The organism is Microcoleus sp. LEGE 07076, assembly GCF_015207455.1.
In the GTDB taxonomy this organism is placed as follows: Bacteria; Cyanobacteriota; Cyanobacteriia; order Cyanobacteriales; family Microcoleaceae; genus Microcoleus.
In genome coordinates this window covers 12,789-35,646 of record NZ_JADEWV010000020.1, presented here as the reverse complement: position 1 = coordinate 35,646, position 22,858 = coordinate 12,789, and the positions used below count along the sequence as shown (strand labels likewise).

Below are 22,858 nucleotides of genomic sequence, written 5' to 3'. Positions count from 1 at the left end.
CAATTCCGGTTGCACTCCCGTTAATTGTTGACTCTTGACTGTTGGTTGTTTGAACAAAACCGATCCAACCGGAAAAGATATAAAGACACAACTCAAGTTGTGTCCCTGCGGCATAGTGTTAATTGTTAATTGTTAATTGTTGAGGGCGGGCACTCTTGGCACCGCCCCTACCTGTTGGCTGTTGGTTATTTGAACAATATCGATGCAACCGGAATTGATATAAAGACACAACTCAAGTTGTGTCCCGGCGGCATTTTGACAAACATTGCTTTGAGACACTCACTAGCCATCAGTCATTAATCGACTAATGACTGATGACTAATCACTAATCACTAATGACTAATCACTAATGACTAATCACTAATGACTAATCAGTCGTACTAACGTGGTCGATTCTCTCTAATTGCCAGAGAATTTGGTTGCCTTCGCGCCGCACGCGAGAAACTACCCAATTTCGCCACACCCAATTATCTCCGCGACTGGTGACAGCGCTGGCATTTACATCCATCAAATCAGCCAGTTCGGAACTGGTAATCAAGTAGCCTTTGGTGGCTACCTCGTCGGCTATGTGCAAGGTTTCGATCAGGTTGCGGAGTTCCTGAACCCTCACCTCGCGGGGCAAGTTCTCCAGGGTATCGGCAGTTGAATCCATCATGGTAGAGTTGCAGATCGAAAGGTCAGAAGTTATGACATAGGATTCTATCGTTTTGTTACCAGTTGTGTCCGTTTCTTCCAAAACAATTGGGTTTTGCAAGTGTAGGGGCGGTGCCCCCGTGCGGGCCAGTTCCCCGTCTGCTGTTGCTTTCTGCTGTTGCAGTTTGGGAATCAGATTGTGAGAAAAGCTGCGGGCAATTTCATCGCATCTATCGTTGTAGAAGTCGCCGGAGTGGCCGCGGACGTGTTCCCACTTCACTTGTCGGGAATTCAGCTTATCTAGCAGGTGCCAGAGGTCTTGGTTGACGACTTCTTTGCCCGTTGAGGTTTTCCAGCCTTTGTTTTTCCAGCCTTGAATCCATTTGGTAATGCCGTTTTTAACGTATTCACTGTCGGTGTAAACGGTGACTGGTTCGGTTTGACCGGAATTGGCAAAAAATTCGAGCGCAGCCACCGCAGCCTGCATTTCCATGCGGTTGTTGGTGGTTTGGGGGTCTGCTCCCCCGAGTTCGTGACAGTTGCCGTCGGCGAAGCAAACTACTGCACCCCAGCCGCCGGGGCCCGGATTGCCGGAACAAGCGCCGTCTGTGTACAAGCTTTTGATGGTGGGAGTTGTCATGGTCGAGTTAATTTGTTATTTTTTACGATTATTTTGTTTGCAGGTGCGATAATTGAGGCAATTGAGATAGTTTGACTTGCTGCTATGAAAAACACTAACTTAAAGATTAAAAAACTCGCGCTATTTATTTGTCCGTTTTCTTTGTTAATTTTTAATACTTGCGCGCAAGCACAGCCCATAGTTCCCGCTACTGACGGTACTGGCACTGCCGTTACCCGCAGCGGCAACCGCTACGATATCAACGGCGGCCGTTTGTCGGGAGACGGCGCAAATCTTTTTCACAGTTTTGGGCAGTTTGGCTTGAATGAAGGTCAAATTGCTAATTTTTTGACTAATTCGGCTATTCAAAATATATTAGCTCGAATTTCTGGGAACGCTTCGCTAATTAACGGCTTAATTACTGTCACCGGCGGCAATTCTCATCTTTTTCTGATTAATCCGGCGGGGATTGTGTTTGGCCCTAACGCGAGTTTGAATGTGCCGGGGGCTTTCACTGCGACTACTGCGACGAATGTCGGTTTTGGTTCTAATTGGTTTAATGCGACGGGTGAAAATAATTTTAGCGCGTTAGTTGGTACGCCAAATGCTTTTTATTTTGGTGCGGTTCAACCGGGAAGTATTGTTAATGCTGGCAATTTGGCTGTGACTTCGGGACAAAATTTGAGTTTGCTCGGCGGTACGGTTGTGAGTACGGGACAGTTGTCGGCTCCGCGAGGCCAAATTATTGTTGCTGCGGTTGGGGCCGAGAATGTTTTGCGCGTTAGTCAACCGGGGCTTTTGTTGAGTTTGGAAATACCAGCGGGCGGGAATTTTGGGAGTTTTCAACAAACTTTAAATCCTGTTTCTTTGCCGCAGTTGCTGACAGGTACGGGGCAAAATCAGGCGACTGGTGTTGCGGTTGCGGATGACGGTAGCGTGCGGCTTGTGGGTTCTGGTTTGGTGGTGAATTCTGGGGATGTGGCTATTGCTGCTGGGAATGTGTCTGCGTTGGATCAATTGAATGCCGGAAGCGCGACAATCTGGGCTGCGGGAAATCTCTCGTTAGCGGGCGCTAGACTGCAAACTGCGGGGGATTTGAGTTTGCTGGCAGGGGATGCGGTGCGGGTGAGAGATAGCGTTCAGAATCCGTTTTTGGCGCGGGCTGGGGGGAATTTGGAGGTGCGGGCCGATCGCGCGATCGACATTCTCACTCAAAACGCGATCGGCGGCTTGTCTCTTCCCCCACAATTTCAAAGCGGCGGCAATTTGAGTTTAGTTAGCAACGGCGTGATTTCGGGGGATTCTCACTTTGTTTCGGGAGGCAATTTTTCGGTGCGGAATCTGTCGGGAATGCCGGGAAATTTTGTGAGTTTATTTGACCCGATTATCAGTTCCGAAGGAGATGTTTTTTTTGGTGATTATACTGGTGTTTCCCTGAAAATCGAGGCGAGGGGGAGCATTATTGGTGAGAATATTACCATTACTGGTCCTGATACTGCATTGCAGACTGAAAATGTGAATCTGGGCGATCCGGATATTGCGATTTTAACCAGGAGTCCGGCTTTGATTCTGCGGGCGGGATTGGCAAATTTGGCAAATCCGGTGAATATTTCTCCTGACAGTTTAGGTGAGGATACAAATTTCACTGCTGAGCCAGTTTTTGGCAGAAATTTGATTGCTGTGGAAAATATTGTAGCAGGCGGGCCGGTGATTTTGTCGGCAACGGGAGATGTGGGAACAAGTGATATTAACGGCGGAGAAATTAGTCTCGAAAGCAGGGAAGCTGGAGTAGTAGTTGGGGGCAGATTAACGTCTGGTTCGACAATTAATATTCAAGCTCTCAACAATATTATATTAACTAATGATATCTCTCGTGCTGATATCAACGGCAATATTAATCTGAATTCGACTGCGGGTAATATTGTAACCGGTGCGATCGACACTGGGAATTCTGGGGCGATCGCACTTACAGCCTCCGGCAATGTCAATTTTGGGAATTTGCAGGGTTCTCAAGTTAATCTTACCAGTAGTTCAGGTGCTCTGGGAGTTGTCAGCGATCCCAATACAATTGTCCCGAATACAACACCCGCCAATATTACAGCCACCGAAAATCTCACTTTGGCAGCTTCGGGCGACTTAACCGTAGGGAACCTGGCGGCTGCGACTCTCAGGGCTAGCAGCAGCAGCGGAAGTGTCGCTACGGGTACGATCGCCACTGCGGGAGATGTCAGAATTTTAGCCGGACAACAAATCAACACGGGGGCGATCGCTGTTAATCCTGCCACAAATCCAGTTAATCCTGCGATTCCCACAGTCAATCTGGACGCGCAAACTAATATTAATGTGGCATCGATTGATGCTGCCGCCGCCAGCATTGCTTTGAGAGCTTCTAGCGACTTAAATACTGGGAATTTGCAGGGGGCGGCAGTTGATGTTAACAGTGATGGGGGAAATATTGCGATCGGCAATACTGCGTCAACTGGAAATATCAATGTAAGAAGTGCGGGAAATGTGAACTCAGAAAATTTGCGGGGTGTGGCTGTTAATATTAACAGCCGTGCGGGGACAATTGGAGTTACCAGTGCCGCCGCCACCAGCAATGTGAATTTGACAGCTTTGGGCAATATAAATTCAGGAATTTTACAGGGAAGTGATGTTTCAGTTAATAGTAATGCTGGCAGCCTTCAAACTGCAAATATTACCGCAGCTAACGGGGTGAGCTTGACAGCATCTGGCGATGTCAATGCTGGAAATTTGAGGGGATTTGCAGTTGATGTTAACAGCCGTGGGAATGTGAGAATTGGGGATGTTAACGCTGCTGGAGGAAATATTAATTTGCAAGCCGCTCAAAATGTGATTTCGGGAAATTTGCAGGGAGTTATAGTTGATTTAGTTAGCAGCAGGGGAAATGTCACTACTGGTAATATTAATGCTTCATCAATTGTGGATATTTTAGCGGGAGGGCAGATCGGAACTGGGGAAATAGATGTTAATCTTTCGGGGCGCGGCCGCAATCCTGCAGTCAATATTAACGCTCAAAATGATATTAGCATTGTATCGGTCTATGCTCCGGGCGCTAAAGTTGATATCGCAACTCCGGGTTTGGTGCGAGTGACTGGTACTTTTGACCAAAACCGCACTGTGAGTGTCTCAACGCTTGGTGGCGCTCAACCGGGTACAGTCAGGATCGCCCACGGCGGCGGGGATGTCAATCCGCCGATACCTTTTGCGGTGGGAGATGCGAGGGTTAACGGGACTGCTGGGGCGATCGCCAGCAATGCTGCGGGTACAATTGCTCAGGGGCAATCTTTCATCAATTCTTACACTCAGAGCAATAGTGCGATCGTCACTACCAACCAACCAAATAATCCACCGGGAATAACTCCACCGGGAATAACTCCACCGGGAATAACTCCACCGGGAATAACTCCACCGGGAATAACTCCACCGGGAATAACTCCACCGGGAATAACTCCACCGGGAATAACTCCACCGCCACCATCGCCAAGCGGTAGATTTCCATCTGATAGAAAACGGGTTTTTCCAGAACCAAACGAACCCCTTAACTCCCAACAGCAACGGAATCAAAACATAATATCGCGAGATATTATAGGAAAACCCGGAGAAAGGATACCGCCGGAAAGAATGCAATCTGCGAAAGAAATCAGAAATTTCATCGGTGGAAATTCTACAGAACCCATTTTGGGGCAACCATTTCGCAGTGAAATCGGCAGAAATTTGGAGAGCGGCAAAATCTCGGAAGCTTTGTCTCTACTGGACAAATCTTTCAGCCAAGAATTTCGGGAATATTTCGGTATCAACGTCAGCAGCGAGGAGTTGCTATCCCCAGACGAAATCAAGAAAAAGTTAGCATCCGTCGGTGCAGAAACGGGGACAAAACCCAGCTTGATTTATGTGTTTTCGCGAGCAGAAAAATTAGATTTAATGTTAGTAACTTCTTGCGGTGCAGTTGTTCACAAAACCGTGCCGCAAGCAAACCGAAAAGAAATGCTGAAAGTTGTAACTGAATTCAGGAGTGAGATTACTAAGCCTGGGGCGCGGGCTACTACCAGTTATCTACCATCAGCCCAAAAGCTTTATAAGTGGATGGTTGCGCCTTTGGAGGACGATTTGCAAAAGTGCGAAACGGATACTATTTCCTTTGTTGTCGATCGAGGTTTGAGAGGAATGCCCTTTGCTGCTTTGCACGACGGAAAACAATTTTTGGTGGAAAAGTACAGTCTCAGCTTGATGCCCAGCATTAATTTAACAGATAGCCGCTACGTAGACATCAGAAAATCTCAAGTTTTAGCAATGGGCGCGTCGCAATTTTCCGAGTTGAATCCTTTACCTGCGGTGCCAGCAGAAATAGCTGCTATTTCGCGAGAGTGGCCGGGAGCAAGTTTTCTGAATGAGGGTTTCACTTTAGAGAATTTGAAACAACAGCATCAAAGCCGGCCTTTTGGAATTATTCACTTAGCTACTCACGGCGAATTTCGTCCGGGGGCACCGAGTAATTCTTTTATTCAGTTGTGGAATAGTCGGCTGAGACTGAATGAGTTGCAGAATTTGAGCTTGAATAATCCGCAGGTAAATTTGTTTGTTTTAAGTGCTTGTCGGACTGCGGTGGGTGATGAAAGTGCGGAGTTGGGTTTTGGGGGATTGGCGCTACAAGCGGGGGTGCAAACAGCTTTGGGTAGTTTGTGGTATGTTTCGGATGAGGGTACTTTGGGATTGATGAATGAGTTTTACCAGCATTTGAAGACAGCGCCAATTAAGGCGGCGGCGCTGCGAGAAGCGCAAATTGCGATGTTGCGGGGTGATGTGCGTTTGGAGGGCGGCAGGTTGCGGGGTTCGAGTCGTGGTGAGGGAGTGGAGTTGCCACAATCTTTGCAAGGGTTTGCTGATTTGAAGTTGTCGCATCCTTATTATTGGTCGGCTTTTGTGATGATTGGAAGTCCGTGGTAATCTTGTTTTTAGGTTGCAGGCGGCGGTTGAAACTGCCGAATCTTCAACCTACAAAAATAAATTTCTGCCATATAAATGCGGTTGATATCATTTCCGGTTGCATCAGTATTGTTCAAACAGTGAACAGGTAGGGGCGGTGCCTTCTTAGCTGCCGTCTCAACCTACCTCAACTACCAAATTATCGGCGATAAATATCCCAGCATTCTCGTGCAATTTCCCAATCCTCCTGCGTATGAATTACCAAAACTCGCACCGCAGAATCCACGGCCGCAATATCTTCATCAACTGACAACTGTTGATTCTTTTCGCCATCCAATTTTAATCCGATAAATCCAAAAGCTTCACAAGCAGCAGCCCGGACAACAGTCGAATTTTCCCCAACACCAGCCGTAAAAATTAAAGCATCCAACCCTCCCAAACTCGCCAGCATCGCCCCAATTCCCGATCGCAAACGGTGGATGTAAATATCCAAAGCAAGTTGAGCTCTCTCATTACCTTGGGTAATAGCCTCGACAATCTGCCGGATATCGCCAGACACCCCAGAAATTCCTTTCAAACCAGAATTTCGATTGAGAATATCATCAAGTTTCTCAGAAGTAAGATCGGATTGTTTTAACAGATGAATGATAATACCCGGATCGATCGAACCCGATCGACTTCCCATCATCAAACCTTCCAAGGGCGTAAATCCCATCGTCGTGTCCACACTCACGCCACCACGAATAGCGGCCAGAGAACACCCGTTGCCCAAATGACAGGTAATCAGTCGCAAATCGGCAGAATCGCGGTTGAGAATTTGAGCAGCCCTGCGCGCGCAATATTGATGGCTAATCCCGTGAAAACCGTAGCGGCGAATCTTGTTTTCCAGCCATTCGTAGGGGCCGGGATACACAAAGGCGGCGGGGGGTAATTGTGCGTGAAAAGCTGTATCAAAAACTGCTATTTGCGGCACATTTGGGAGGATATTCTCGATCGCCTCAATGCCTTCGAGGTTAACGGGATTGTGTACAGGGGCGAAAACTGCTAAACGGGCGATCGCCTTTTTTACTTCCGGTGAAATTAAGGTACTTTGCTGATAGTCTTGGCCGCCGTGTACGACGCGATGACCGACAATATCAATCTCGTTTAAATCGTTAATAATTTGAGTTTTCCCCTTCCACAGAGTCTCCAGCATTCGAGAAATAGCGGCTTCGCGAGAATCTGAGGCTAATTCTTCCTCAAGTTGAATACCTGTTGCTGTTTCGACTTTCAACTCTGCTATACCCTGCTGGTGAGTCCAGTCAATTTGCGCCTCCCACAGGGGCTGCAAAGGGATCTCGGGCAAAACATCGTTTAACTCGTAAACACAGCTCTTTTGACTGCTAGAACCTGCATTTAAAACCAATATTTTCATCGCCAAATCAACTCAGGTAAAGGTTTAAATTATAATTCAAAAACTGTTTTTAGATACCTCGGCGATTGAAATCGCTACTACATAAACGAAGTCCGCCTCCGCGGACTAAGAAAACTTAAGAGCATGGGGAAATCGTAAAGAAAAATGTCGAAATGTTAACTATTAATGCAATGTGTGGCTAACAGTTGCATTTTTTTGATATATCTTTTTCTCAGATTTTCATTTAGTAAATTTTAAGGAGTCGATCGATGTTTACACCAATTTTACTAACCGTTGTCGCCAGAACCGTAGAGTGGAGCCCCGAAATCGGTTTAATTATGATTATTTGCAATGTTGCAGCCATTGCTTTCGGGAGCTTAACCATCAAAAATCCTCACACAGGCCCAGCCGCGCCCTCAGCCAATCTGGTGGGCGGTTTGAGCTTGGGTGCGCTTGTCGGAAGTCTCTGCTTCGGTCATATTCTGGGAACAGGTACGATTTTAGGATTGTCTTACATAGGCGCAATTTAGTTTCAGACTGTACGGTGCGCCCCCGCACCTTACCCGCCATTTCAAGTACCGGGTAAATTGCGGAGAGTTTCATCCATGTACGATCGATCGCCCAAAACCTCCAGCATCGGCCCGCGCACATCAAACTTGACAACACTCACAGAAGCTGCTAAGGCGGCAATGCGAAGGCGATAACTTCCCAAATCGATCCCCAACAAACTGCACAGAATAATCCGAATAGTCGCCTTGTGGGAAACCACCAAAACATTACCATTCTTGTACTTTTCCTGAATTTCTGCAATCACTAAGGACGATCGGCTAGCAATTTGCACAGAAGTTTCCCCCTCAGTCGGTGGATTCCAAGCGGGTTCAGTCAGCCAGTTAATATAATCTTCAGCGTATTTTTCACGAACAAACTCAACTGTTTTACCCTCCCACTTGCCGTACTTAATTTCCCTCAATCCGTCGCGAAGTTGCATTTCAATTCCCACAGCATCGCACAGAGGTTTCGCAGTTGCGATCGTGCGTTTCATGGGGCTGACATAAACAGCATTCCAAGGCAATTTTGCATAAGTTGCGGCAAATTGTTCGGCCATCATAGAACCTTCCGGTGTTAATTCTGCGTCGAGGTCGCCGCAGTAGCCGCCAGTCTTGCTGTAAGTCGTTTCACCGTGTCGTACAAAGTAGATTTTTAAGCTCATATAGATGTCTTATTTGGTGGACAGGATTTTTTTTATTAACCACAGAGGGCGCAGAGGGCGCAGAGAAAGAGAGAAGAGAGATGAATAATTCCGATACCTACTTATGTGAATTTTATCATATTAACAAAAGAGTTTAAAAAAATCCTTCAAATCATCAAGAGCGGGATTATCCCAGTCCCAAATCTCTTTTTTGTGTTCCATCACGTAATCGAACTTAGACATACTGCATTTCCCGCCTGCTTGTTTCTGTTCCTGCTTTGAGCAAGTATCAAATCTAATATAGTTGCTAATCCAGAATTTATCAAACTCTTTCTGGTTGATTTTCTTTCCCTGGCTTTCTAGGCAAGTTTTCCAACTATCCAAACAATCAGCATAGGGAGAATCTTTAGCCTTGATTGCCTTTAAAAGCGTTTCCAGTTCCCCTCTACCTCCAACATTTGTAAAGTAATAAGCCAATTTAGCACTTGTTCCACTCTCTCCGTAAATATCGATAAATTGTTTAGTGCTTGACAAAGTTTCAGCTTCAAATACCTGTTCGATACATCTATTTACAAATTTTAGCCGTTCTCGCTCTGCATAGTTATCCATGTCGATAATAATTCCAATTTTTTCGATATCTTTTCGGTCAATCTTTCTTTCTAAATTTTTTAAAGCTTTGGTTAACTCTGTTTCGCTCAAGCCTTCCAAACTTTGATAATCATCTATATAAATAGGTGATGCTACCTGGATATCGCAGTTTAATTTCTCAACCATTCCCTGCATAAAAATTTTATCATTTTTACTTTCTACTATAACAATATTACTCACCTCTCACTCCTTCTTTATGCTCTAGTGCGTAATTCAAAGTTTCCAAATCGAGCCGACTTCCGATTATTTGATTTGTTTTGAGTTTCCTTGCTAGTTCAAAATATGCGCTGCTGCATTTCTGATTTGGTTCCAAACCAACATCAGCAAATGCTTGCAGCATCTCTAAACTGTGAGTTGTGGCAAAAATCTTGGTATCCAGTTCAACCGCCAACCGAAATAAAATTCTCCAAAATTCTCGCTGATTTGTATGGTGAATGCCATTCTCTATTTCATCAATTAGCAGTATGTTGTATTTACTGTTTATCATTTTAATCATAATATGTGCCACTCGATTCATGGCATCTCCAAACAATGAAAGTGGTAAACGTTTTTCGCCTTTTCTTCTCAAATAAAGTGTGGGTTCGCCAATAGAAAAACTTTCTACAGATTCGATCGCGGGGTCGATAACTTGAAAAGCTTTTAAAACTTCACTATCTTTATCATCTAAGCGCGCGCGATCGAATGCTTCCGTAAGTTTTCTCCCCGAACTTATGATAAATGAAGGAACAATCGGTCCTTCTTCAGTAAGAGAAATGCCAGTGCTTATTAACTGGCTCATAAAAGTCAGTTCTGCTTGCGAAGTAGAACTATCTTCGTTTTTTATCAATTCGACAATTATTTTAGATTTAATTGAAATTGAATTAATATCTAAATTAATTTTTACGAACTCAGTGTTATCGCTGTCGTCTTTACTGATAATTACTATATTTACCTCGTTGTTTTTGTTGTAAAATAAGTTATCCCATGCTCTATATAGCATGGTTGCTGGAATACTTGATGTCTCTTTCTCTCTTCTTAGCTCTTTTAGTATCGCTAGACTCCGAATAGATGGATCGATTTTAAGACAAAGTGCTTCTAGCAAGGCTGTCTTGCCAGCATTGTTTTTACCGCCGATTAAATTGACTCTTTCAAACCCAGAAATTTTGATTTGCTCAAAGCACCTAAAATTTTGGATTTCTATTTCTTTAAGCATTACCGATCCTTTTGAATGTACAAATCCTGACTCGCGATTGATTTATGCTAAGATTAATTATATCTTATTAGCATCAGAATTATTCATCTCTCTCTTATCTTTCTCTGTGTTCTCTGTGTTCTCTGCGGTTAAAAAAAGAGAATTTGTTAACCGCAGATGACAATAGATTAACGCAGATTCACGCAGATAAAGAGAAGCCGCCCCTATCCAGGTGCACCCGATCGCACACCCTGTTCTCCAACCTCCGGATCTTTAGTTTCCTGCGGCGCATCCGACTCAACCGCGCCACCGTGCGACCACTTCCAATCGCGGATTTCCGGCAGATCGTCACCGTGTTTGGTGATATACTGCCTGTGTTCGATCAGCTTGTCGCGGATAGCTTGTTTCCCATAAGCTGCGACAGAACTCAGTTTCGGAACGCGATCGAGGACATCTCCAACTAAGTGAAAGCGATCGAGATCGTTCATCACCACCATATCAAACGGCGTCGTAGTCGTTCCCTCTTCCTTGTAACCGCGAACGTGAATGTTCGAGTGATTCGTCCGGCGGTAAGTCAAGCGGTGAATCAGCCAAGGATAGCCGTGAAAAGCAAAAATCACAGGCTTATCCTTCGTGAACAAAGCATCAAAATCGCGATCGGACAAACCGTGGGAATGTTCGCTAGTAGGCTGAAGCGTCATCAAATCCACCACATTCACCACCCGCACTTTTAAATCAGGATAATCTCGGCGCAAAATATCAACAGCAGCCAAAGTTTCCAGCGTCGGAACATCCCCCGCACAAGCCATCACCACATCTGGTTCGCCGCCTCGATCGTTGCTAGCCCACTCCCAAATACCGAGGCCAGTAGTACAGTGTTTGATCGCAGCATCCATATCCAAATACTGCAAAGCCGGCTGTTTCCCTGCAATAATCACATTCACATAATGGCGACTGCGGAGACAGTGGTCAGTTACTGACAGCAAAGTGTTCGCATCCGGCGGCAAATAAATCCGCACAACTTCCGCTTTCTTGTTAATTACGTGGTCGATAAAACCCGGATCTTGGTGAGAAAAACCGTTGTGGTCTTGTCGCCAAACGTGAGATGTTAGTAAATAGTTGAGAGATGCGATCGGTCTGCGCCAAGGAATATCGCGAGTAGTTTTCAACCATTTAGCGTGTTGGTTGAACATCGAATCAATGATGTGAATAAACGCTTCGTAGCAAGAGAAAAAACCGTGCCTTCCTGTTAGCAAATAGCCTTCCAGCCATCCCTGACAGAGATGTTCGCTGAGGACTTCCATCACCCGCCCGTCGGCGGAGATATGGTCATCTTCCGGCAAAATTTGGGCCGTCAACACCCGATCGGTCACTTCAAACACTGGATCGAGGCGATTTGAGGCCGTCTCGTCGGGCCCGACAACTCGGAAATTCCGGCTTTCCTGATTCAGTTTCATCACATCTCGCAGAAAGCGACCAGTGACGCGGGTTGCTTCTGCTATCACAGTGCCTGGTTTTTGCACGTCTACGGCGTAGTCTGCAAATTTTGGCATTTTTAAGTCTTTTAGCAAGATACCGCCGTTAGCGTGGGGATTTGCCCCCATCCGTCGATCGCCCTTCGGTGCAAGTTCCGCCAATTCTGCAATCAATTTACCCTTGTCATCAAACAGTTCTTCCGGCTTGTAACTCTTCATCCAATCTTCCAGGAGTTGGACGTGGCCCGGCTTAGAAGCCATTTCTGCTAATGGAACTTGGTGCGATCGCCAATAATCCTCAGTTTTCTTCCCATCAACCTCCTTCGGCCCCGTCCAACCCTTGGGACTTTTAAGTACAATCATCGGCCACTGCGGGCGCTGAGAATAGCCCTCAGTCCGGGCTTTCTCCTGAATCGCCTTAATTTCGCCGATCGCCGTATCCATCGTTGCAGCCATCAACTGGTGCATCGTTTCCGGATCTGAACCCTCTACCCAATAAGGTTTGTAGCCGTAACCCACCATCAAACTCTCCAATTCTTCGCGGGGAATGCGGGCCAACACGGTAGGATTGGCAATTTTGTAGCCGTTGAGGTGCAAAATCGGCAACACAGCCCCATCCCGAACCGGGTTGAGGAACTTGTTAGAATGCCAGCTAGCAGCCAGCGGGCCAGTTTCCGCTTCCCCGTCCCCGACAACCGCCGCCACGATTAAATCGGGATTATCAAAGGCCGCCCCGTAAGCGTGCACAAGGGCGTAGCCAAGTTCGCCGCCTTCGTGAATCGAACCAGGAGTTTCCGGCGCGACGTGGCTGGGGATACCGCCGGGAAACGAAAACTGTTTGAACAGCCGTTTCATCCCCTCTTCATCTTGGGAAATGTTCGAGTAATATTCGGTATAAGTTCCTTCGAGATAGGTGTTGGCCACCAAACCCGGCCCGCCGTGTCCCGGGCCTGCGATGTAGATAGCGTTTAAGTCTTGGGCTTTGATGAGGCGGTTGAGGTGAACGTAGATGAAGTTGAGGCCTGGAGTGGTGCCCCAATGTCCGAGGAGTCTGGGTTTGACGTGTTCGATTTTGAGGGGTTCTTTGAGTAGCGGGTTGTCGAGGAGATAGATTTGTCCGACGGAAAGGTAATTTGCCGATCGCCAGTAAGCGTTGATTTTGCTGAGTTCTGAGTCGGAAAGCGGTTTTAGTTGGGGGATTTCGGTTGTTCCTAGCATCATACGCGATTCAATCCTGTGTTTAGTTCTTTGTTTGGTAAACTTTGTTTTGAAATTAGTACGGGGTCTAGAAACCGGGTTTTTTACAAAAATACTTGGTTACAACCCGCAGATTCGCGGAAAACCCGGTTTCTTTGGTGGGAGTGCGTAATTTATGTTTACTCCATATTTCACAAGCAAACAATTGAATTGTATACCAGCTTGATCTAAATTAAAGTTTAAATCAACCTTAATTTTTGAGTAACAAGCGGGCAATTTTGATCCCCAGGCTTCGGCAATAAAAAGATACTTCTCAAGATAGAGGTGAGAATAATTTATATTAAATATACCGATTTTTAATTGTGGAGCTATAATGAAAAAGTTAAACATTAAATCTGAAGGGAGCCTTAATGCTACCTGTTAAGAAAAAACTTGTCACCGATGAAGCAATGCGTCCAGTTGCAGTGCTGATTGATTACGAGGACTGGCAGAAAATTGAGCAACTGTTAGAGACTCTGATAATTCAAAAGACGGAAAAGAGTAATTTAGCGAAGTATGCGGGTGTGATTAAACTAATTCTAGACCCGTTAGAGTACCAGAAACAAATTAGGGAGGAGTGGGATTGAGCCAAGCTTTAATTGTATTAGATACAATAGAAAATACATAAATCCCAAGATTTCCATGACAATCCCAGAATTAGAAGCACAACTTTTGGCCTTAACGCCGATCGAGAAAGCTCAAATCATCCAATTTTTAACCCAAAACTTAGCTAACACCTGGCAAGGAATTAACAAAACTCCCGGTGTCTGCGGTGGTGATGCTTGTATCAGAAATACTCGCATTCCTGTTTGGGTGCTGGAGAGCTTTCGTCGTTTGGGTATGAACGAGTCTCGACTCTTAGATAACTATCCCACACTAACGGCTACTGATTTAGCAAATGCCTGGGCTTATGCGGCAGCTTTTCCAGATGAAATTGAAATAGCTATCCGCGAGAATGACGAGGATTGAGATAATGGCGCGTCTTTATGGTGACGAACAATTTCCCAGAGAGGTTGTAGAATTGCTGCGCCAGATGGGGCACAATATTCTGACAGTGCAAGAAGCCGGAAAAGATAACCAAAAAATTCCTGATGAAGAAGTGTTAGCTTTTGCAGTCAGTGAAAATCGAGCTGTTTTAACTCTCAATCGCCGTCATTTTATCAGACTGCACAGCTTACAGCCTGACCATGCTGGTATTATTGTCTGTAAGGCAGATGATGACTTAGCAAGAATGGCGACTAACATTAATGAAGCTATTTCTTCACTTGAAACATTAACAGATCAATTGATTCGTGTCTATCGTTCTGGGCCGCCGTCTATATCTTAATTTAGCGAGTAAAGTGCATCAGCTATTGAAGCCCTCATAACTCGCTAAATTCTTATCTTTCTGACTGCTGCACCTCCAGCCAAGCCTGCAAATCCGCCATAGTAGCAAAATCCAACAGCGCCTCACTCAAATCTTCGAGCACTAGCAAGGGCAGATTAGCAAGGCGCGATCGCATTTCCTCAGAAAGTTCTTGCCGCAACCGACGGGTTAATTGTCGGACAATCAGGGCACAAGCTTCTGCCTGCCGTCCTTCCTGCCGTCCTTCCGCCTTAGCTTCTTGATAGAATCTCGTTTCCTGTAATGTAATTCCCAACATCGATTCCACCTCGGCTCGACTCAACGATGTAAATTTGTACGACATAATAGTTGCTATTATATCTATAATCTCGCGACCTGCTGCTGGTGGAACTTCTTGCTGCACTCGGCTCAGCAAATATCTTGCTTCTGCTGGTGCTTGAGTCTCCCCGACAGTCGTCAACACCATCAGCGCAATCCCTAAAGGCAAAGCGCGAATATCCCCTAACTCATCCAAGCATACCCGATGCACTTGATTGCTGTTGAGCAAAGCTCGATAAGGATAAACATCGCTTTGTTCGACGCTGCGTGATGGATAAATCACTACAGCTTGCCAATCGCTGTAACGACTGCGATTGCGGTAAAAATATAAAAACGATTCGCCAAACAACCTTTCGTAAAGTTGTTCGTCTTTCTGAAACTGAACTTCACAAAAATAGACAATGCCCGGTTCCTCCGATTCTGGGGGCAAAAATACGCCGTCAATTTCAAATTTAGGTTCTTTGACTGCCACCGAGTCAAAGCGATAATTGGCAGCATTTGCTGGAGTTGTCGCTAGTAGATCGAACAGTAAGGTGGGCGCTTGTCCGAACAGTTTGTAGAATATTGAATCCCGCCGCATGAAAGATTTGCACTCAAAGAGAGACAAATTAATACTACTGCATAATGGTTCGCGCAAAATATGCGATCGGCCTCTATCGAAATCTCGAAATATGCGTTAGCGAAGCCCTCGAAGAGGATCGCCCTTAATTCAAATTTTATTAAAAGTTCGATGCCAAAAACCGAAGCCCTAAAATAACAAAGGCTCCTTAAGGAGCCTTCGCCAAAATATAAATTTTGGTATTCAGAACGTCTTTACCGGAATTCCTCGACCTCGTGGGTAACGGGATGTCATGATTAGATCATGTCTGCTGCATCCATGTTTTTAATATAGTTCATAGTTTAGATATGGGTCAATTTTTAATCAGGAAAAGTATGAAAATTTTCCAGTGTGGGCAATTTACGGTATGGTATGCTTTCTATTTCTGGATTACCGCAGTTTTTTCGTTTGGTCGATCGCACATATCGTCTTTTTGGTGGCTGAGGAGATTTTAGACCAAGGCGAGGTCAGGGATAGGGTGGGTTTGTGCGATCGACCTTGGGCGATCGAAATTTGTGATAAGCTTTCAACTCCAATCTAAAATCTAGATTGTGCTTTTCGACTATCAACCTAGCAGTAAACAAGCCTTATGACTTCACAAGTACAACTTGAACAGGTAAAGCCAGAGCTAGTTTGGCGATCGCGTGATGGACTGTCGCACCTTTATCACGGCGATACTTTGGAACTCATGGCTTTGCTGCCTGCTGAAAGCGTAGACTGCATCTGGACTGATCCGCCCTACAACCTATCCAATGATGGTATTACCTGCGTGGCTGGTCGTATGGTCAAGGTAAACAAGGGGGAATGGGATCGCAGTCAAGGTCCTGAGCTAGACCATGAGTTTAACAAAGCATGGTTGGCTGCTTGTTATCGGCTTCTTAAACCAACTGGTACCATCTGGGTAACGGGTACTCTCCATGTGTACCCATCAGTCGGATTTGCCATGCAGCAGATTGGCTTTCGTATTCTCAATGACATTATTTGGGAAAAACCAGCTCCACCTCCAAATCTGGGGTGTCGCTGTTTCACTCATTCAACAGAACTAATCCTGTGGGCAACGAAAGCACGTAAAGGAAAAGAACGTTACACATTCAATTATGAGGAAATGAAGGCTGAGAATGGCGACAAACAGATGAAGAATGTCTGGCGAATGTCTACTCCTGGCAAACATGAAAAACTCTATGGTAAGCATCCGACACAAAAACCTATTGAACTTGTTGCGCGTTGCCTTCGAGCAAGCACAAACCCAGACGATCTAGTTTTTGATCCTTTTTCCGGTTCTTCCACAACTGGAGTTGCAGCTTTATCATTAGGGCGGAAATTTATTGGTTGTGAAGCAGATCCAGGTCATGTTGAACTCTCGATTAAACGTTTAACCGGAAGTACCCCGGCCGGGGATAACTTCGGTTTAATTAATCCCAGTCCAGTAGAGTTACCGCTGGCATTGAAGTAAGGTCATTTATGGAAAGAGTAGAGGCAATTAAAAGACTCACTACATTAGTAGGTCAAGATCTTCGACAACTAGCAGATTATCACCGTGTAACGGTTTGGAGCAAAGAAAACAAGAAAAACAAGGGTTGGGCTGGGCATACAATTGAACGCTACTTGGGATTAGCCCTTAACTCATCTCGATCGCCTAATTTTGGTAGTTGGGAGCTAAAGCTGGTTCCACTAATACCTAAACGAACAGGAGAACTCAAAGTCAAAGAAACGATGGCAATCACGATGATAGATCAAGTAGAGGTCGCAAGCAAAGAATTTGAGGAAAGCCATCTCTTCAACAAACTACAGAAAATGGTTGTTGTTGCACGGGTATTTGAGAGCCAAGCAGATAATCGTTCTCTTGTGCATTCAGTTGCTTCCTTCGATCTTGATAATCCTCAAATCTACGAGCAAGTGAAAGCAGACTACAACCTTGTTCGAGAAACGATTATAACTCAAGGATTTTCAAGCCTTACTGGAAAAATGGGCAAACTTGTGCAGCCAAGAACTAAAGGGCCAGGGCATGGCAGCACCTCTCGGGCTTTCTACGCTCGAACTAGCTTTGTCGCACATATCTTAGGAGAGGGGTATTCTGTTCCACTGCCTGTCAAGCCTTGACATATTTCTGATTTCCACTGCTAATTAATTAAGTGTCTAACTGACATGAAGCTGCTATAACTTTAGCGTTAATTAAGGTAAAAATCCGATCGAGTTCTAGCAAGCTTGCTAATTCTACAACCTCTTCTGAAGTTAAAAGATAGGCCTTTTTTCTCTCGGCTAGTTCTTCTAATCTGGCTTGCAGGTTTTCCGTAAATTTGAATAAGTAAAGATTTCTGACTTTCTGCATCGAAATCTCCCGATCGATCCAGTAGGAAGGTTGTACCATAAGTTCAGATATCATGGTGATTCAATTACTCCAATTACTACATGGATAGTTTTGATTATATCATTAAAACAAAATGTTCCGATGCCACGGTTTCTACAACCTGGATGTGAATCAATATTAACCTGCTGTTGCCAAAGAACGAACAGTTAAGATTTCATCAGGGCGGAGAACTTCTACAGTAGAGATGGGGACGGCTATAATTGTAAGAGACTCACCAACAGCATTAAATACTTCCAACAGACAGCCTTCTTCACCACCACTAGGATGAGGAACAAAATCAACCAATGTGGCAATATCTCCAGCTCTGAGTTGATATTCTGGTAAGTCACGAGTTAAAGCAACTTCCTGATATAGCTTTAGAATCATGTTAAGTCTCCTTAAAAGGTTGTAGCGTCACAAACTGAAATTTTCCATCAATCCGTCGTTGCAGCCAAAAAGTTTCTATTTCTTCGATAACGCATCATCCAAAAGAAATCCGTGAGTTTTGTAGGGACACAGCACTGCTCATTAGTGTCAACTTAAGGCTGAAACCTTTGGTATCTCTAGCTTTTACCTAAGTCTAGATCCCCCTAAATCCCCCTTAAGAAGGGGGACTTTGAAAAGACTCCTGTCCCCCCCTTCTTAAGGGGGGCTAGGGGGGATCTAGATTTAATAGTCAAATAACAGTCTCTGACTGGGTTTGACCTTAAGTTGACACCTATGAGCACTGCTGTGTCCTTACTAATTTCAACGTCTCCTTACTAATTTCACTCTGTTTTCTTCTTACTCGCCGTAGCAGTCGTCGTCTTTTTAGCAGTGGTTGTCTTTTTCGCCGCAGTGGTTTTCTTAGCCGCAGTTTCCGATTTCGCCGCAGTGGTTTTCTTCGCAGTAGTTGTTTTCTTCGCCGCCGTTTCCGACTTCGCCGCAGTTGTCTTCGTTGACTTCTTCGACTTGCTAGATTTGCCGCCGCCCGCTGCTTCCTTCGCTGCTAACAAATCCAGGGCTTTTTGTAAGGTGAAATTCTCCACAGATTCATCCTTAGCCAAAGAAGCATTGATATCGCCGTGTTTGACGTAGGGCCCATAACGGCCGTCGTAAACATTGAGGAGTTCTCCCGACTCTGGATGTGCGCCCAATTCCTTCAAAGGTGTGGCCGATTTACCGCGGCCGCGGGCGGCTTTCGGCTGCGATAATAGTTCTAATGCCCGATCGATCTCGATCGTCAAAACATCATCAGGCGGCTTGATCGATCGATAATCCTTACCAACCTTACCCTGGTCATGCACCACATAAGGCCCGTACATCCCCAAATTAGCCTGCACCTTCGCCCCCGTATCCGGGTGAGTCCCCAACAACCGAGGTAGAGTCAACAAACTCACCGCCATATCAACCGTCACACTATCCTTATCCGTCCCCTTCGGTAAAGAAGAACGCTTCGGTTTCTTGTTCGTTTCCGAAACATCCCCCAACTGAACATAGGGCCCGTAATTGCCAATCAGCACATAAATCGGTTCCCCAGTTTCCGGGTGCAAACCCAATTTTTCTGGCCCTTCAGTTTTTTGCTTTAACAGAAACTCAACTTTTTCTGGGTCTAAATCTGCCGGAGTCAAATCCTGGGGAATCGATGCTTTTACCTGGCCTTCTTCGTTTTCAGATTCGAGGTAAGCGCCGTATTTACCGATGCAAACTTTGGCTGTGATATTCTCCAATATCACAGTTCGGGCAACTTTCGCGTCTATTTGACTTTCCTGTTCCTTAACTTGCGTTGCAAGTCCCGTTTCCCCTGTATAAAACTTTTGCAAATACGGCAACCATTTCGCCTCGCCCGTGGCAATTTCATCGAGGGTTTGTTCCATGCGAGAAGTAAAACCCGTGTCTACTAAATCCGGGAAATGTGTTTCTAATAAAGTCGTGACAGCAAAAGCGGTGAAGGTCGGAATCAGCGCGTTAGCTATTAATTTTGCGTATCCTCGATCGACAATTGTACCGATAATACTCGCATAGGTACTCGGACGGCCAACGCCTTCGCTTTCCAACATCTTCACCAGAGAAGCCTCCGTGAAACGGGCGGGAGGCTGAGTTTCGTGGCCGACAGCTTCTACATCTTTACAATTAGGCTTATCCCCCACCTTCAGCGCCGGCAAAATCACTTCTTGGTCTTCCAAAGCCGCATCCGGGTCATCGGAACCCTCCACGTAGGCGCGCAAAAAGCCCGGAAAATCAATGCGTTTCCCGCTGGAACGGAAACCTGCATCTTCCACCTGAGTTAACAGCGTCACGTGAGTTTGGCGCGAATCTGCCATTTGAGAAGCGACTGTCCGCTTCCAAATCAAATCGTAGAGGCGGAAATCCACGCCATCCAATCCCGTTTGCTGCGGAGTCCGAAAAGTGCTGCCGGCCGGGCGGATAGCTTCGTGGGCTTCCTGGGCACCTTTGCTTTTGGTCGTGTATTTGCGCGGTTGCGGGCTGAGGTATTCGCTACCGTACAATTCTTGGACACAACTGCGGGCAGCGGTAATTGCCTGTTCGGATAAATGCACCGAATCCGTCCGCATATAGGTGATAAAACCGCGTTCGTAGAGACTTTGGGCGATTCGCATCGTTTCCCGCGCACCCAGCCTCAGCTTGCGGTTAGCTTCCTGCTGTAAAGTCGAGGTCGTAAAAGGCGGCGACGGTTTGCGGGTGACTGGTCGTTCTTCAATATTGCCGACAGTCCAGGGTTTGTTTTGAATTCGCGAAAGTAAAGCCCTGGCTTGGTCTTCGTTCAGCAACATGACGCGGCGGCCTGCAATAATTTGCCCGGTATTTTCGTCGAAATCGCTACCGTTGGCAACTTTCACATTCCCGACTGTGACGAGTTTGGCATCAAAGGAAATTTTGCCTTTTTCCAAAACGGCTTTCAAATCCCAGTAGCTACCTTGGCGGAAGGCGCGGCGTTCGCGTTCGCGGCGTACCAACAGTCGCACGGCGACTGACTGGACTCGGCCGGCGGACAAACCCCAGGCGATTTTTTTCCACAGTAGCGGAGAAAGGGTGTATCCGACGAGTCGATCGAGAATTCGCCGAGTTTCCTGGGCTTGTACGACTCGATTGTCGATGTCGCGACAGTGAGTCAAAGCATCGCGGATGGCTTCGCGGGTGATTTCGTGGAACACCATCCGCTTGATGGGAACTTTGGGTTTGAGGATTTGCAGTAAATGCCAGGAAATGCTTTCGCCTTCGCGGTCTTCGTCAGTGGCTAGAATCAGTTCTGTTGCGCCTTTGAGGGCATCTTTGAGTTCTTTAACAATTTTCTTTTTATCTTTGGGGATGACGTAGAGGGGTTCAAAGTCTGCCTCCACGTTTACGCCGAGTTGCGCCCATTTTTCTCCTTTAACCGCTTCTGGTATTTCTTCGGCGGAGGATGGGAGGTCGCGGACATGACCCATCGATGCCTCTACCTGGTAGGTGGAGGGCAGGAAGTTGCGAATGGTGCGGGCTTTTGTGGGAGATTCGACGATGACTAAAGTTGACATGGCATCTTTTTAAATATGGATGGCGGCGCAGTTAGAGTGTCTAATTTACAGAGTGTAGGTCGGATGTCAAGGTTTATGGGAACTTTAGGGGTTATTTTCAAACTACCTTAATTTGTAAGTTATTGCCGATCGGGCTGACTGCGACAAGCTGATGGGATTTTACTGCTGTCGGCGCAGAGGCTGGGAACCCTTGTCTCTGGAAGATGCACGGGGATGTCATGACTGACTGTAGCAGAATTGCAGGTAACTCGATGCTGAGACTGTTGGATGCGGGCGGATGGTTCCTCAATTTTAGATTTTAAGTTTTAGATTTGAGATTGGGATAGATTTGATGGTTTCCCTGCAAAAAGACTAGAAGCGCGATCGACTATTTGACCGATTGGCGATCGCCAGCTAACATCAGATATTGTGGGACTAATTTTTGATCCGATTTTGGGAACGCCTTACAAATTTGCGTAAATCTTCGATTGATAATTCAACCGCAGATGTGAGGCACATACACACAGATGCAATATTAAAATAGACGGTCAAATAATTGACACGAAGAGCAATCAGCTTTCTATTGGCTATTGGATTGAAGGACGGTTTATATCAATTCCGATGCTAACGGAATTATTCATTTCTCTCCGACCTCTCTGTGTTCTCTGTGTTCTAGTAAGGTTAAATCATTCCGATGCAACCGAAAACGATATTAGTGGTGAAAGAAAGTTATAATTATCCAGTGGTTTCCGTGATTTAGCGATCGCCTATTTCGCAAAACGGCAGATGTTTGCCAAAGAGGCGATCGTTTGGGCGCGACAGCAAAGCTGCAACAAGTTTTAGATGCAAAAAAGCCATGATAAATTTACGCCCTGCTACCCCCGCAGATTTAAATTTACTGCGACGCTGGGACGAGCAACCTCACATAATTGACGCAAAAACTAACGATGATTGGGGTTGGGAGATAGAACTCGATCGCACTCCCGACTGGAGAGAACAATTGATTGCTCAAATCGACAATCGCCCGATCGGATTTATCCAGATTATCGATCCAGCACTTGAGGACAGTCACTACTGGGGTGATGATGTTGCTGCCAATCTCCGCGCCATTGATATCTGGATCGGAGAGGAGAAAGAATTGAGCAAAGGCTACGGCACACAAATGATGCAGCTTGCACTGGCTCGATGTTTCGCTGACTCTGCTGTGACGGCTGTACTGATCGATCCGCTTGCGAACAATACCCGCGCCCACCGCTTCTACGAACGTCTTGGTTTCCAATTTGTTGAACCGCGAAAGTTTGGCGACGATGACTGCTTTGTTTATCGCCTCAGCCGAGCAGATTGGGAGAATCAAAGGGCGATAGCATCGCGGTAAAGACAGTTACCTCCTTTCTGTTCAGAGTCGATCGCCAATCAATCAATCCTAAACGCCTTACGTTGCCTCG

Annotated in this window: 20 protein-coding genes; 9 read left to right on the top strand and 11 right to left on the bottom strand. The window is 45.9% G+C overall.

All coding sequences use genetic code 11. The features are described 5' to 3' along the window. Positions 1-367: 367 nt before the first annotated feature. Positions 368-1,273: a ribonuclease HI gene (gene rnhA / locus IQ270_RS05385; protein ID WP_193972219.1), complete on the bottom strand. Its 906-nt coding sequence runs from the start codon at positions 1,271-1,273 to the stop codon at positions 368-370. A gap of 84 nt (positions 1,274-1,357) precedes the next feature. Between rnhA and IQ270_RS05380 the strand changes: the two genes are divergently transcribed. Further along, entirely contained in the window at positions 1,358-6,220 is a 4,863-nt protein-coding gene (locus IQ270_RS05380; RefSeq protein ID WP_193972218.1) for a CHAT domain-containing protein, read from the top strand. A gap of 178 nt (positions 6,221-6,398) precedes the next feature. Here IQ270_RS05380 and IQ270_RS05375 read toward each other — a convergent pair whose 3' ends face one another. After that, positions 6,399-7,613 (bottom strand): acetate kinase, encoded by a 1,215-nt coding sequence (locus tag IQ270_RS05375; protein WP_193972217.1) that lies wholly within the window; start codon positions 7,611-7,613, stop codon positions 6,399-6,401. A gap of 248 nt (positions 7,614-7,861) precedes the next feature. Between IQ270_RS05375 and psaK the strand changes: the two genes are divergently transcribed. After that, entirely contained in the window at positions 7,862-8,122 is a 261-nt protein-coding gene (psaK, locus tag IQ270_RS05370) for a photosystem I reaction center subunit PsaK (protein ID WP_193972216.1), read from the top strand. Between the two features lie 41 nt (positions 8,123-8,163). Here psaK and IQ270_RS05365 read toward each other — a convergent pair whose 3' ends face one another. The 4 genes from IQ270_RS05365 to IQ270_RS05350 all read right to left on the bottom strand — a co-directional run bounded on the left by IQ270_RS05365 (position 8,164) and on the right by IQ270_RS05350 (position 13,296). Continuing rightward, positions 8,164-8,802: a histidine phosphatase family protein gene (locus IQ270_RS05365; protein ID WP_193972215.1), complete on the bottom strand. Its 639-nt coding sequence runs from the start codon at positions 8,800-8,802 to the stop codon at positions 8,164-8,166. Between the two features lie 120 nt (positions 8,803-8,922). After that, positions 8,923-9,609 carry a DUF3226 domain-containing protein gene (locus IQ270_RS05360; protein ID WP_193972214.1) on the bottom strand — a complete coding sequence of 229 codons (687 nt, stop codon included), beginning with the start codon at positions 9,607-9,609 and terminating at the stop codon, positions 8,923-8,925. Next, positions 9,602-10,621, bottom strand: a complete 1,020-nt coding sequence (locus tag IQ270_RS05355; RefSeq protein WP_193972213.1) for an ATP/GTP-binding protein — start codon at positions 10,619-10,621, stop codon at positions 9,602-9,604. The genes IQ270_RS05360 and IQ270_RS05355 overlap by 8 nt, the downstream gene beginning before the upstream one ends. Before the next feature lie 203 nt (positions 10,622-10,824). Next, positions 10,825-13,296, bottom strand: a complete 2,472-nt coding sequence (locus IQ270_RS05350) for a phosphoketolase (protein ID WP_193972212.1) — start codon at positions 13,294-13,296, stop codon at positions 10,825-10,827. Between the two features lie 386 nt (positions 13,297-13,682). On the opposite strand from IQ270_RS05350, the gene IQ270_RS05345 reads away from it, so the two are divergent. Genes IQ270_RS05345 through IQ270_RS05335 form a run of 3 tightly spaced genes read left to right on the top strand, consistent with a single transcriptional unit; the run spans position 13,683 to position 14,638 of the window. After that, positions 13,683-13,898 carry a hypothetical protein gene (locus IQ270_RS05345; RefSeq protein WP_193972211.1) on the top strand — a complete coding sequence of 72 codons (216 nt, stop codon included), beginning with the start codon at positions 13,683-13,685 and terminating at the stop codon, positions 13,896-13,898. A gap of 55 nt (positions 13,899-13,953) precedes the next feature. Beyond that, positions 13,954-14,280, top strand: a complete 327-nt coding sequence (locus tag IQ270_RS05340; protein ID WP_193972210.1) for a DUF433 domain-containing protein — start codon at positions 13,954-13,956, stop codon at positions 14,278-14,280. A gap of 4 nt (positions 14,281-14,284) precedes the next feature. Next, complete coding sequence (locus IQ270_RS05335) at positions 14,285-14,638, top strand: DUF5615 family PIN-like protein (protein WP_193972209.1); 354 nt, start codon at positions 14,285-14,287, stop codon at positions 14,636-14,638. 52 nt (positions 14,639-14,690) lie between these two features. Here IQ270_RS05335 and IQ270_RS05330 read toward each other — a convergent pair whose 3' ends face one another. Further along, the gene (locus IQ270_RS05330; RefSeq protein WP_193972208.1) at positions 14,691-15,554 is read right to left on the bottom strand and encodes an Rpn family recombination-promoting nuclease/putative transposase; all 864 of its coding nucleotides are present in this window, start codon (positions 15,552-15,554) and stop codon (positions 14,691-14,693) included. A 385-nt stretch (positions 15,555-15,939) separates the two neighbouring features. Between IQ270_RS05330 and IQ270_RS05325 the strand changes: the two genes are divergently transcribed. Genes IQ270_RS05325 through IQ270_RS05315 form a run of 3 tightly spaced genes read left to right on the top strand, consistent with a single transcriptional unit; the run spans position 15,940 to position 17,672 of the window. Further along, a complete protein-coding gene (locus tag IQ270_RS05325; RefSeq protein ID WP_193972207.1) occupies positions 15,940-16,113 on the top strand; it encodes a hypothetical protein in 174 nt (57 codons plus the stop codon). 48 nt (positions 16,114-16,161) lie between these two features. Further along, positions 16,162-17,025, top strand: coding sequence for a site-specific DNA-methyltransferase (locus IQ270_RS05320; RefSeq protein ID WP_193972206.1), 864 nt, complete (start codon positions 16,162-16,164; stop codon positions 17,023-17,025). Positions 17,026-17,033: 8 nt separating this feature from the next. Then, entirely contained in the window at positions 17,034-17,672 is a 639-nt protein-coding gene (locus tag IQ270_RS05315; RefSeq protein WP_193972205.1) for an MvaI/BcnI family restriction endonuclease, read from the top strand. 28 nt (positions 17,673-17,700) lie between these two features. Here IQ270_RS05315 and IQ270_RS05310 read toward each other — a convergent pair whose 3' ends face one another. From IQ270_RS05310 to IQ270_RS05295, 4 genes are all read right to left on the bottom strand, one after another. Next, complete coding sequence (locus tag IQ270_RS05310; protein ID WP_193972204.1) at positions 17,701-17,955, bottom strand: hypothetical protein; 255 nt, start codon at positions 17,953-17,955, stop codon at positions 17,701-17,703. Positions 17,956-18,057: 102 nt separating this feature from the next. Next, positions 18,058-18,306, bottom strand: coding sequence for a DUF4926 domain-containing protein (locus tag IQ270_RS05305; RefSeq protein WP_193972203.1), 249 nt, complete (start codon positions 18,304-18,306; stop codon positions 18,058-18,060). A gap of 380 nt (positions 18,307-18,686) precedes the next feature. Further along, a complete protein-coding gene (gene topA / locus IQ270_RS05300) occupies positions 18,687-21,434 on the bottom strand; it encodes a type I DNA topoisomerase (protein ID WP_193972202.1) in 2,748 nt (915 codons plus the stop codon). 97 nt (positions 21,435-21,531) lie between these two features. Further along, positions 21,532-21,723: a hypothetical protein gene (locus tag IQ270_RS05295; RefSeq protein WP_193972201.1), complete on the bottom strand. Its 192-nt coding sequence runs from the start codon at positions 21,721-21,723 to the stop codon at positions 21,532-21,534. Between the two features lie 546 nt (positions 21,724-22,269). Here IQ270_RS05295 and IQ270_RS05290 point away from each other — a divergent pair. Further along, on the top strand, positions 22,270-22,788 hold the full coding sequence (locus IQ270_RS05290; protein WP_193972200.1) for a GNAT family N-acetyltransferase: 519 nt from the start codon (positions 22,270-22,272) through the stop codon (positions 22,786-22,788). Positions 22,789-22,858 lie beyond the last annotated feature (70 nt).